8 protein-coding genes are annotated in these 11,503 nt (G+C 71.3%); 3 read left to right on the forward strand and 5 right to left on the reverse strand.

Translation table 11 applies throughout. From position 1 onward, the window contains the following. The first annotated feature begins 1 nt into the window (after window position 1). Window positions 2-1,285 carry a hypothetical protein gene (locus IH26_RS0115120; protein WP_030436821.1) on the forward strand — a complete coding sequence of 428 codons (1,284 nt, stop codon included), beginning with the start codon at window positions 2-4 and terminating at the stop codon, window positions 1,283-1,285. Window positions 1,286-1,321: 36 nt separating this feature from the next. Here IH26_RS0115120 and IH26_RS0115125 read toward each other — a convergent pair whose 3' ends face one another. Further along, window positions 1,322-2,530 carry an NAD(P)/FAD-dependent oxidoreductase gene (locus IH26_RS0115125; protein ID WP_030436822.1) on the reverse strand — a complete coding sequence of 403 codons (1,209 nt, stop codon included), beginning with the start codon at window positions 2,528-2,530 and terminating at the stop codon, window positions 1,322-1,324. A 100-nt stretch (window positions 2,531-2,630) separates the two neighbouring features. Here IH26_RS0115125 and IH26_RS0115130 point away from each other — a divergent pair, with 100 nt between their 5' ends. After that, on the forward strand, window positions 2,631-3,272 hold the full coding sequence (locus IH26_RS0115130; protein ID WP_030436823.1) for a helix-turn-helix transcriptional regulator: 642 nt from the start codon (window positions 2,631-2,633) through the stop codon (window positions 3,270-3,272). Between the two features lie 21 nt (window positions 3,273-3,293). Here IH26_RS0115130 and IH26_RS0115135 read toward each other — a convergent pair whose 3' ends face one another. The 3 genes from IH26_RS0115135 to IH26_RS0115145 form a co-directional block, all read right to left on the reverse strand. Next, window positions 3,294-4,235 (reverse strand): alpha/beta hydrolase, encoded by a 942-nt coding sequence (locus IH26_RS0115135; RefSeq protein WP_030436824.1) that lies wholly within the window; start codon window positions 4,233-4,235, stop codon window positions 3,294-3,296. A gap of 130 nt (window positions 4,236-4,365) precedes the next feature. Continuing rightward, window positions 4,366-5,136, reverse strand: a complete 771-nt coding sequence (locus IH26_RS0115140; protein ID WP_030436825.1) for an LLM class F420-dependent oxidoreductase — start codon at window positions 5,134-5,136, stop codon at window positions 4,366-4,368. Window positions 5,137-5,165: 29 nt separating this feature from the next. Next, entirely contained in the window at window positions 5,166-5,864 is a 699-nt protein-coding gene (locus IH26_RS0115145) for a glycoside hydrolase family 12 protein (RefSeq protein ID WP_030436826.1), read from the reverse strand. Window positions 5,865-6,041: 177 nt separating this feature from the next. On the opposite strand from IH26_RS0115145, the gene IH26_RS0115150 reads away from it, so the two are divergent. Further along, on the forward strand, window positions 6,042-8,810 hold the full coding sequence (locus tag IH26_RS0115150) for a glycoside hydrolase family 3 protein (RefSeq protein ID WP_030436827.1): 2,769 nt from the start codon (window positions 6,042-6,044) through the stop codon (window positions 8,808-8,810). 30 nt (window positions 8,811-8,840) lie between these two features. On the opposite strand, the gene IH26_RS0115155 is transcribed toward IH26_RS0115150, so the two are convergent. Then, window positions 8,841-11,075, reverse strand: a complete 2,235-nt coding sequence (locus IH26_RS0115155) for a catalase (protein WP_030436828.1) — start codon at window positions 11,073-11,075, stop codon at window positions 8,841-8,843. Window positions 11,076-11,503: the final 428 nt, after the last annotated feature.

Here is an 11,503-nt window from a genome sequence, read left to right on the forward strand (position 1 = left end):
GATGCGACGTCGTTTGCTTGCCGCCCTGCTCGTGGCCGTCGCGGTCACGACCGGACCGCCCACCCCGGCCGCCGCCGATCTCGCGCAATCGGCGGTGGTGTCCGAGCATCCGGTCGGGTACACCCCGCACGTGCTGGACGGCGCGGTCTGGGCGATCGCCGTCGTCGGCCGCACCGTGGTCGTCGGCGGCGAGTTCACCACGGTCGCGGACAGCTCCCGCAAGCACACCTACGCGCGGCGGAACATCTTCGCCTTCGACCTGTTCACCGGCGCGGTCAGCCGGTTCGCGCCGACGGTGGACGGCGGCGTGCACGCGCTGGCCGCCGGGCCCGGCGGGACGGTCTACGCGGGTGGCGCGTTCACCACGGTCGGCGGCGTGCCGCAGCGCGGCCTGGTCCGGTTGTCGCTGGACGGCCGTCGGGTGAGCGGGTTCCGGGCCACCGTGGATCACGGTGACGTCAAAGCCTTGGCCGTACGCGACGACAACGTCTACGCCGGCGGCCTGTTCAAGGCGGTCGACGGCGTCCGGCGGGCCGGCCTGGCCCGGGTCGACGCGTACACCGGCGCGGTCGACCCCGGCTTCGACGCCCAGCTGTCGGCGCCCGGCCTGCCGCAGACCTTCGTCGAAAGCCTCGACCTGTCGCCGGACGGCCGGCGGCTGGTGGCGGTCGGGGCGTTGAAGCAGGCCGGAACCGCCCCGCGGGCGCAGATCGCCATGTTCGACGTATCCGGGCCGCGGGCGGCGCTGACCGACTGGTACACCGACGCGTTCGCGGTGCCCTGCGCCCCGCAGTTCCAGGCGTACGTGCGGCAGGTGAAGTTCTCCCCGGACGGCTCCTACCTGGTGGTGGCGACCAGCGGCGGCACCTCGGACCCGACCAAGATCTGCGACGCGGCGGCCCGCTTCCAGACCGGCGGCCCCGGCCGGCACGACCCGGTCTGGGTCCAGCGCACCGGCGGCAACACGCTGCTCGCCGTGGCCATCACCGGCGCCGCCGTCTACCTGGGTGGGCACCAGCTGTACCTGGACAACCCGTACGGTCACAAGGTCAAGTACCCGGGGAAGCCGCCGGTCTACACGGTCGGGCCGGGCGCCGTCGAGCGCCCGGGCATCGGCGCGGTCGACCCGGCCACCGGAAAGGCGCTGGCCTGGAACCCGACCCGCAGCCGGGGCGTCGGCGTCCGCGCCTTCGTCGCCGTCCCGCAGGGCCTGCTGGTCGGCTCGGACACCGACCAGCTCGGCCACGAGTTCCACGGCCGGATCGGCATGTTCCCGCTCCCGTAGTGTTCCGATCACGCCGCGCCGGGCGGCCACCGCCGGTCAGGCGTTCGCCAGCTCGGTCAGCGGCACCGCCGGGTCGGCCAGGCGGGCCGGGTCGACCTGGACGCCGGTGCGCACCAGTTCCTGGATCGACTCGCTGCTGTCCCAGACGTTGACGTTCATCCCGGCCAGCACCTGCCCGTCGTCGTGCCAGAACGCGATGTACTCGCGGCCCGCCAGGTCACCGCGGATCACCAGCTCGGGCCGGGCGCCGGGCGGGATCCAGCCGGCGAACTCCATGCCCAGGTCGTACTGGTCGGTGAAGAAGTACGGCACCCGGTCGTACGCCACCTCCTGGCCGAGCATCGCCCGGGCGGCCGCCGCGCCGGTGTCGATCGCGTTCGCCCAGTGCTCCACGCGGACCCGGCGAGCCAGCAGCGCGTGGTCGACGGCGGCCACGTCACCGGCGGCGAAGATGAACGGGTCGTCGGTGCGCAGCTGGTGGTCGACGAGGATGCCGTCGCCCACCGCCAGCCCGGCCGCCCGGGCCAGCTCGGTACGCGGCCGCACGCCCACCGCGACCAGCACGGTGTCGGCCGGGCAGAGGGTGCCGTCGTCCAGCACGACGCCGTCCGGGCGGAACTCGGCGGCCTGCCGGCCGAAGTGGAACACCACGCCGTGCTCCTCGTGCAGGGCGGCGAACGACGCGGCCAGCTGGTCGCCGAGCACCCGGTGCAGCGGCAGCGGGGCCGTCTCGATCACTGTGACCGCCGCGCCGCGCTCCCGGGCCGCGGCCGCGACCTCGAGGCCGATCCAGCCGGCGCCGACGATCACCAGGCGGGCGCCCTCGTGCAGGCTCCCGGCGAGGCGGTGGCAGTCGGCGAGGGTACGCAGGTAGCGGACGTCGCCGACGAGGGGCAGCCGGCGCGGTTCGGCGCCGGTGGCCAGCAGCAGCCGGTCGTACCCGATGGCGCTCTCGTCGGCCAGCCACACCTGACGCGCGGCCCGGTCGATCGCGCGCACCGCGGTGCCACTGCGCAGGTCGACGTCGTGTCGGCGATACCAGTCGGCGGCGTGGACGTAGACGTTGACGCGCTCGGCCGTGCCGAGCAGCAGCCCCTTGGAGAGCGGTGGCCGCTCGTACGGCCGCTCGGTCTCCTCCCCCAGGAGCACGACGCGCCCGGAGAATCCCTCGGAGCGCAAGGTCTCGGCGGCTTTGGCGCCGGCCAGGCCGGCCCCCACGATCACAAAGGTGCGGTCGTCGATCATCCACGGCCTCCATTTTTACCAACGCTCATTACCTTTAATAGCCAGCCTCCTCGTGATCGGGCGTAATTTCAATAGTCGATGTTGGTGATAATCTCGCGCCATGGACGACCCGTGGACCGCCGTCACCACCCTGTCCGACCCGTCGCGCCGCGCGCTGTACGACTACGTCCGCCGCCAGGACCACCCAGTCGGCCGGGACGAGGCGGCCACGGCCACCGCGATGTCCCGCGGGCTGGCCGCGTTCCACCTGGACAAGCTGGTCGACACCGGGCTGCTCACGGCGCAGTACGCGGCGCCCACCGGCCGGCCGCGCGGGCGCGGACGCGCGCCCAAGGTCTACGAGGCCACCGGCGACGGCCTGGCGGTGACCATCCCCGCGCGACGGTACGAGCTGATCGCGGACATCCTGGCCGAGGCGGTGGCCGGCGGCGAGGAGCCGGCCGCCGAGGCCGCCGCCCGGCTGTCCTACCGCCGCGGGCGGGACCTGTCGGCGGCGCTGCCGCCCGGGCAGGACGTGGTCGGCACGCTGACCGACCTGGGCTTCGAGCCGCGCCGCGACCCCGAGGCGATCACCCTGCACAACTGCCCGTTCCACGCGCTGGCGGCCCGGCACACCACGCTGGTGTGCGGGCTCAACCACGCGTTCCTCACCGGGCTGGTCGACGGCCTCGGCGCCACCGACTCGGCGCCGGTGCTGGCCCCGCGCACCGGGCGCTGCTGTGTGGAGCTGCGCGCCCGCTGAAGGCGTCACGGAGAAAGTCGATCAGCGGCGGTGCCGGTCCAGGAAGCGCCGCCGCTCGGCGGCCAGGTCGAGGTCCTCGGGAGTGTCGCCGGTGAAGCCGCTGTGCGGCATGGCTTCGCCGACGTGCAGTTCGGCGTCGATGCCGGCCGCACGCAGTCTGCGGTGCATCCGCACGGTGTTGGACAGGAACAGGTCGCGGGTGCCGCTCTGCAGGTAGGTCGGCGGAAAGCCGGTGACGTCGGCGAACAGCGGCGACAGGTACGGGTGGGCGAGGTCGTGTCCGGCGGCGTACAGCCGGTTGACCGCCATGAGCGAACCCAAGACTGTGTCGTACGCCAGGTTGGTGTGGAAGGTGTCCCCGGACTCGGTGAGGTCGAGCTCCGGCGTGCCCAGCACCAGGGCCGCGGGCATGGGCAGGCCCTCGTCCTTCGCCCGGACGATCAGCGCCGCGGCGAGGTTGCCGCCGGCCGAGACGCCGCCGACGAAGATGTCGGCAGGATCGCGGATCTCCAACAGCTCCCGGTAGACGGCGACACAATCGTCGAGGCCGGCCGGGTAGGGATGTCGCGGTGCCATCCGGTAGTCGACACCCCAGGTGATCATGCCGCTGGTCATCGCGGTCAGCGCGGTGGTGGCACGGCAGACGGGCCCACCGCACATGATCAGAGCTCCGCCGTGAATGTCGAGGAAGATCGGTCCGGATTCGGCCGGGACACCCTCCGGCCGGGCAACGTACGTGCGAACGCCCGAGATGTCGCGGTCTTCCACCGTCACCGGGAGCTGAGCGGCCGACGCGAACCGCGAAAGGATGGCGGAGTCAACCGCGGCGATGTGCTTCTCCCACCCTTCGACGTCGTCCGGGGCGGGCCAACTGCTCGGTGCCCGGGGAACGGCCAGGAACTGCCGGGCACGCTCGCTGACGCTGGTCGGCACCCAAACCGGGGTCTCTTCCCTCTCGCTCATACCGCCATGCTCCGGGTGGGCGGCCGGTAACGAAACCCGCCAGGCGGCGGGCAGGTCCCGCTCCGGATGGGGCCGCCGAACTCGGTGCCGCGGTCGTAGACCGCGGCACGATCGGCCTCCGCCCGGTGGATCAGGCGTTGATTTTGTCTCGCCAGGCCAGGAACTCGCGGAGTTCGGTCAGGTCGGGCGTCGGGCCGCCGGTGTGGATCGTGAAGAGGCGCGCCCCGAGCTCGTACATCCGGTCGCGGCTCTCGGCGTTGCCCACGACGGAGATCTCGATCTCGGCCGGGTCGCGGCCGATGGCGGCGCAGTGGTCGCCGAGGATGCCGAGTTTGCGTTCGAGCGTCTCGGCGTCGGCGAAGCTGTGCCAGATGTCGGCGTGCTTGGCGGTGAGACGCAAGGTCTTCTTCTCGCCGCCGCCACCGATCAGCACCGGGATCTTGCGGGTGGGCGGCGGGTTGAGCTTGCCCCAGCGCGATTCGATCCGGGGCAGCGCCTCGGCGAGGTCGTCGAGGCGCTTGCCGGCGGTGCCGAAGTCGTAGCCGTACTCCTGGTAGTCCCGCTCGAACCAGCCGGAGCCGATGCCGAGCACGAGCCGGCCGTCGCTGATGTGATCGACGGTGCGCGCCATGTCGGCGAGCAGTTCCGGGTTGCGATAGCTGTTGCAGGCGACGAGAGCGCCGATCTCGACGCGGGAGGTCGACTCGGCCCAGGCGGCGAGCATGGTCCAGCACTCGAAGTGCAGACCGTCCGGTTCGCCGCTGAGCGGGTAGAAGTGATCCCAGTTGAAGAGGAGATCCAGCCCGAGGTCCTCGGCCTCGGAGGCGGTACGGCGGATAGTGGCGTAGTCCATGTGTTGCGGCTGCAGTTGCAGCCCGATGCGAACCGGCCTATCGATCATGCGAACGAGCCTACGTGCCGCGGGGTGGGTCAGCCGGTAACCGAGAAGGAGTTCGTCATGAAGTCCTTGCCGCCGGCGGACGAAGTGATCTCGAAGCCGAACTGGACGTTGCCGATGGTCACGTCGCCCCACCAGCCCGCCGAGCGCAGCCACTGGGCGATCGCCCGGATGTCCACGGTCCCGGAACTGGTGTTGCTGGTGCGCACGAAGGAGAAGACGGCGTTGCTGCCGTTGCTCCCCCGGTAGACCTTCCAGGTGTGGCCGCCGACCGTGACGGTGGTCTGCAGGGTGCCCAGCGGGCCGACCGCGCCGTACTTGTTCATCCAGAGCATGACCTCGTACGCGTTGCCGGTGGACCAGATGTCGTACGCGCTCTCGAAGGCGACGCCGCTGGTCGGCACGGTCACGTTGAAGCTGCTGGTGGTCGTGCCCAGGGTGCTGACCTTCTTGCCGAGGTACCTGGTCGCGTTCGGGTACGACTTGATGCCGCCGGTGTTCGGGTGGTTCGCCCACACGCCCCAGTTGCTGTAGGAGTTGGCCCAGATCGTCTGGGGGCCGGCGCCGGAGCCCCAGACGTCGTTGTAGAGCGTGTACCCGCCGTTCGACCAGGTCCCCCACTTGTCCGACGAGGACCAGGTGGCGGCTTGCGCGGGGCCGGCGACGAACAGCGACGCCGCGGCAAGGAGCGCCGCGAGGCCTCCCGCCGCCAGGCGGATCTTGCCGATCATGCTGCCTCCTTCTTGGTTGAAGCTCGGACATTAGGATAGACGTCAAACTAAGTCAATCGAGCTCAGTCGATGCAAACGCTCCCATGGCCCGGTACGCATCGGCCGTCATCACTTGACTGGCCCCGTGTCGCCGGTAGAAACTCACTATCGAAGCGCTTCGATGAGCGGGATGTGCCCATGACCGAGACCCCTCGATTCCGCCGGCCCGGCGTGCCGCTCCAGGAGCGCGTCGAGGACCTGCTGACCCGGCTCACCCTGCCGGAGAAGGTGGCGATGCTCCATCAGCACCAGCCGGCGATCGACCGGCTGGGGGTAGCCGCGTTCCGCACCGGCACCGAGGCGCTGCACGGGGTGGCCTGGCTCGGCGAGGCCACGGTCTTCCCGCAGGCGCTGGGGCTGGCGTCGAGCTGGAACCTGGAGTTGGTACGGCGGGTCGGCGCGGCGGCCGGCGACGAGGTGCGCGGCATGCATCGGCGGGATCCGGCGCGGTGCGGGCTGAACGTGTGGGCGCCGGTGGTGAACCCGCTGCGGGATCCCCGGTGGGGTCGCAACGAGGAGGGCTACGCCGAGGATCCGTTGCTGTCCGGCCTGGTCGGCGACGCGTACGCGCGAGGTCTGGCCGGCGACCACGAGCGGGTGCTGCGGACCGCGCCGACGCTGAAGCACTTCCTCGGCTACAACAACGAGACCGACCGCTGCCTGACGTCGAGCAACCTGAGTCCGCGGGTGCTGCGGGAGTACGAGCTGCCCGCGTTCCGCCTGCCGATCGAGGCGGGTTCGGCGGTCGCGGTGATGGTCTCCTACAACCTGGTCAACGGGCGGCCCGCGCACGTCTCGCCGTACCTCGCCGACGAGCTGCGCGGCTGGACCGGCGGCGAGGTCTACGTGGTCTCCGACGCGTACGCGCCAAGCAACCTGGCCGACCCGCGGCAGCAGGCGTGGTTCCCGGATCACGCGGAGAGCCACGCGGCCGCGCTGCTGGCCGGCATCGACAGCTTCACCGACGCCGACGACCGGTCCGAGGTGACGATCGAGCGGATCACCGAGGCGATGCGCCGGGGCCTGATCAAGGAGGAGGACGTCGACCGGGCGGTCACCCGGGCCTTGACCGTACGGGTGCGGCTGGGCGAGTTCGACCCGGACGAGGCCAACCCCTACGCGGGCGTCACCCCCGAGGTGATCAACTGCCCGGCGCACCGGGACCTGGCCCGCCAGGCGGCCCGGGAGTCGATCACGCTGCTCAAGTCGGAGTGCTGCCTGCTGCCCCTCGACCCGGCGCGGCAGCGCACGGTCGCGGTGATCGGCACGCACGCCGCGATCACCTTCACCGACTGGTACAGCGGAACCTTGCCGTACGCGGTGACCGCCCGCGACGGCCTCGCCGAGGTCTTCGGCGCCGACCGCGTCCTGCACGCCGAGGGCGTCGACCGGATCGCCCTGCGCCTGGGCGACCGCTACCTGGCCGCCGACGCCGACGGGATCCGGCTCAGCGGCGAGCGGGCTGGCTTCGACGTCTTCGACTGGGGCAACGGCGTGGTCACCCTGCGCTCCACGGTCAACCACCGGTTCCTGCGGGTGACCGGGGAGGGCCGGCTGGTCGCCGACTCGGCCGGGCCGAGCGAGTGGGTGGTCCGCGAACTGTTCCGCCTCGACCAGCGCCCCGACGGCACCGTCGCGCTGCGCTCGCACAGCTCCCCCGGCAACCCCGGCCTCGGCTCGGTCACCGCCCAGCTCGGCCTGGGCCCGCGCGCCGCCCGGTTCACCCTGGAGACCCTGGCCGACGGCGCCGCCGACGCCGCCGACGCGGCCGCCGCGGCCGACGCCGTCGTGCTGCTGGTCGGCAACCATCCGCTGGTCAACGGCCGGGAGACCGAGGACCGCTCCGACCTCAAGCTGCCGCCGGCCGCCGACCGCCTGATCCGCGAGGTGTACGCGGCGAACCACAACACCGCCCTGGTCCTGGTCTCCAGCTATCCGTACGCGGTGGGCTGGGCCGACGTGCACCTCCCGGCCGTGCTGTGGCTGGCGCACGGCGGCCAGGAGCTCGGGCACGCGCTCGCCGACGTGCTCACCGGCGTCGCCGACCCGGGCGGCCGGCTCACCCAGACCTGGTACCGCAGCGCCTGCGAGCTGCCGGACATCCTCGACTACGACATCATCACGAACGACGCCACCTACCAGTACTACCGCGGCACCCCGCTCTACCCGTTCGGGCACGGCCTGTCGTACACCACGTTCGACTACTCCGCCCTGGACGTCTCCCAGTCGTCGGCGGCCCCCGGCGACACCGTGACGGTCACGGTCTGGGTCACCAACACCGGCCGGCGTCCCGGTAGCGAGGTGGTGCAGCTCTACACGCACCAGCAGCTCTCCCGGGTCAAGCAGCCGCTGCGCCAGCTCCGCACGTTCGAGAAGATCACCCTGGAGCCCGGCGAGTCGCGGCTGGTCACCTTCGAGCTGGCGGTGGACGACCTGCGGTTCTGGGACATCACCACGGACCGGTTCGTGGTGGAGACGGCCCGGCACAAGATCATGGTGGGCCGGTCGTCGAGCGACATCCGGCTCACCGCGACGCTGTCGGTGCGCGGCACCCGGATCGGCCCGCGCCGGGCCCTCGACCGCCCGATCCCCGCCGTCGACCACGACGAGTACAGCGGGATCAGCCTGGTCGCCAGCGACGACCCGGTGCGGGGCGAGGCCATCCGGTCCACCGAGGACGGCGCGTGGTGCTGCCTGGCCGGCGTCGACCTGACCGGGTGCCGCGAGGTGACCGTGGGCGGCGACGGGCCGCCGGTGGTCCTGCGCCTCGACGACCCGTACACCGGCGCCGAGCTCGCCACCGCGCCGCCCGGCACGGCCACCCCGGTCGAGGCGGCCGCCGTGCACGACCTCTATCTGGTCCTCGAGGCCGGAACCCGGCTCACCGAGATCACGTTCCGGCCGTGAAGTCAGCCCATCGCCATCGCCCGCCGAGCGTCAGACCGCGGCCGGGAAGCGCTGCCAGACCCGATGGGCGGGGAGCAGTTCCTGGAGGGCGGCGAGCGCCGAGGGGCCGTCCTGGGCGGTGACGACGCCGGGCGTGCCGGCCATCCCGGCCTGAGCGAGCAAGTCGGCACCGGCGCCCCAGGCCCCGATCGCCTTGGCGTGCCGCCAAGCCTCGTCCACCAGCAGTAGCACCCGCGGGTCGACCGCGCCGGTACCGGGTGCGCCGGCCTTCTCGTCCCGCGCCGGGACCGCGTCCGCGGCCGGCGATGGTGCGGTGGCCAGCAGGATCGCATCGAACTCGACCGAGCGGGCGGTCGCGAATGTCCGCTGCACGTCCAGATCGCCGAGCTTGCCGCCCTGCGGGGCGATGATCAGCGGGACCATGCCGGCCGCGAACACCGCGTCGCGCACCGCGGTGACCCCGGCCAGATCGGCGCCCGGGCCGGCCACGATGCCGATCAGCCGGCCATCGCCGGGCCACATCCGGCCGACCTGGGACAATGCGCGGCTGGGCGTCACCTCCGCGACCGGGTCGTCGACCGACGGCACGGGCAGACCCAGCGCGGTGGCGACCTGCCGGCACAGCACCGGATCGATCCTTGCCAGGCAGAGCAGCTGCCGCTCCTTGATCGCCTGCTCGTAGCACTTGCCCAGCTCGAACGAGTACGCCCGGACGATGTGCTCCTGCTCGACCGGCGACATGCTCAGCCAGAACAGCCGCGCCTGGCTGAAGTGGTCGTCGAACGAAACGGGATTCTCCCGGATCTTGGGCGCTTCGGCCACCCGCACCGGCACATCGACGAAGCCGTTCTCCCCGGCCGGGAAAGGGTTGCCCGCGTCCAGCGAGTTCGGCCGGTACGGCGCCACCCCGCCGTGCACCGCGTCCTGATGGAAGCCGTCCCGCAGCATGTCGTTGACCGGGGCGTGCGGACGGTTGATCGGGATCTGGTTGAAGTTCGGGCCGCCGAGCCGGGTGAGCTGCGTGTCGACGTACGAGAAAAGCCGCCCCTGCAGCAGCGGGTCGTTCGTCACGTCGATGCCCGGCGGCAGTTGCCCGAGGTGGAACGCCACCTGCTCGCTTTCGGCGAAGAAGTTGGTCGGCGTGCGGTTGAGGATCATCCGGCCGATCGGCTGCACCTCGGCCAGCTCCTCCGGGACGATCTTCGTCGGGTCGAGCAGATCGATCCCGGCGAATGTCTCCTGGGGCGTGTCCGGGAAGACCTGAAGGCCCAGCTCCCACTCCGGGAACGCACCGGCCTCGATCGCGTCGTAGAGGTCGCGCCGGTGGAAGTCCGGGTCGACGCCGCCGGCCAGCTGCGCCTCCTCCCAGGTCAGCGAGTGCACGCCGAGCTTGGGCTTCCAGTGGAACTTCACCAGCACCGTCTCGCCGGCCGCGTTGACCAGGCGGAACGTGTGGACGCCGAAACCCTCCATCATCCGGTACGAGCGCGGGATGCCCCGGTCGGACATGTTCCAGATGGTGTGGTGCTGCGCTTCGGTATGCAGCGAGACGAAGTCCCAGAACGTGTCGTGCGCACTCTGCGCCTGGGGGATCTCGCGGTCCGGGTGCCACTTGGCGGCGTGGATGATGTCAGGGAACTTGATCGCGTCCTGGATGAAGAAGACCGGCATGTTGTTGCCGACCAGGTCGAAGTTGCCCTCCTCGGTGTAGAACTTCGTGGCGAAGCCCCGGGTGTCGCGCACGGTGTCGGCGGAGCCGCGCGAGCCGAGGACGGTGCTGAAGCGTACGAAAACCGGGGTCTCGACGTCCTTGGCCAGGAACTTGGCCCGAGTCAGGCCGGCCGCGTTGCCGTAGGAGGTGAACATGCCGTGCGCCCCGGCCCCGCGCGCGTGCACCACCCGCTCGGGGATGCGCTCGTGGTCGAAGTGGGTGATCTTCTCGCGGAAGTGATGGTCCTGCATCAGGATGGGGCCCCGCGGGCCGGCTTTCAGCGAGTGGTCGGTGTCGCGCAGCCGGGTGCCGGCCGAGGTGGTCAGGTAGGCGCCCTGCTGGGCGTTGGCGACCGGCGGCACGCCGGTCTCGGCCCCGGTGGGCGTACGCGTGTCCGGCGTGCCCTGCTCCGGCGAGGGCGGCAGGGGCTGACGGGGTGTGGTCGGCTCCTCGACCGGCGGCGTCGCGCTGCCGGGCGAGCCCGGAACGGCCGGCTTGCCCGCCTCAGCGATCTTCGCGGCCGCCGACTTGACTACATCCTTGATGGGATCCATGCCCGTCGGATACCCGGTGAAATGGCACTTTAACGTACCCGGCTGTTCGGGCCTCGTTCCGATGCCGTGAATCCGCAGCGCATTGCTGCGGTCGTCCTATTTCCGATCGCTTTCGTGGCGCCGGCGGCTCGCGCGCTTTCCCCTTTCCAGTTTCCAGGTGACATCCCCAGCGCAGGCCCTCGAAGGGTAAGCATGGGGAGGCCTGGCCGTTCGGTCCCGGCCCATCGCCGTACGCCCGATGCAGTCCGGCTAAAGGCCCGGTAGCGTGGAATTCTGCGGAATATACTATTCGTTTGTCCGAGGAAAATGCCGGGTCCACCGATAAGTTCACGTGTGGCATTATCGTGCGATGAGCGTGGCTGGCACGGGGTCCATCTGGCGGGGCGGGCGGTCCTGCAAAAATGCGCGGCGTGGACGAGAAACTGCGT

Origin of the sequence: Actinoplanes subtropicus, assembly GCF_000721705.1 — a bacterium.
In the GTDB taxonomy this organism is placed as follows: domain Bacteria; phylum Actinomycetota; class Actinomycetes; order Mycobacteriales; family Micromonosporaceae; genus Actinoplanes; species Actinoplanes subtropicus.

What these genes read in the sequence shown, in the direction of transcription:
- IH26_RS0115120 (WP_030436821.1), top strand. Translation starts at nt 2, where the DNA reads ATGCGACGTCGTTTGCTTGCCGCCCTGCTCGTGGCCGTCGCGGTCACG.
- IH26_RS0115125 (WP_030436822.1), bottom strand. Translation starts at nt 2,530, where the DNA reads ATGATCGACGACCGCACCTTTGTGATCGTGGGGGCCGGCCTGGCCGGC.
- IH26_RS0115130 (WP_030436823.1), top strand. Translation starts at nt 2,631, where the DNA reads ATGGACGACCCGTGGACCGCCGTCACCACCCTGTCCGACCCGTCGCGC.
- IH26_RS0115135 (WP_030436824.1), bottom strand. Translation starts at nt 4,235, where the DNA reads ATGAGCGAGAGGGAAGAGACCCCGGTTTGGGTGCCGACCAGCGTCAGC.
- IH26_RS0115140 (WP_030436825.1), bottom strand. Translation starts at nt 5,136, where the DNA reads ATGATCGATAGGCCGGTTCGCATCGGGCTGCAACTGCAGCCGCAACAC.
- IH26_RS0115145 (WP_030436826.1), bottom strand. Translation starts at nt 5,864, where the DNA reads ATGATCGGCAAGATCCGCCTGGCGGCGGGAGGCCTCGCGGCGCTCCTT.
- IH26_RS0115150 (WP_030436827.1), top strand. Translation starts at nt 6,042, where the DNA reads ATGACCGAGACCCCTCGATTCCGCCGGCCCGGCGTGCCGCTCCAGGAG.
- IH26_RS0115155 (WP_030436828.1), bottom strand. Translation starts at nt 11,075, where the DNA reads ATGGATCCCATCAAGGATGTAGTCAAGTCGGCGGCCGCGAAGATCGCT.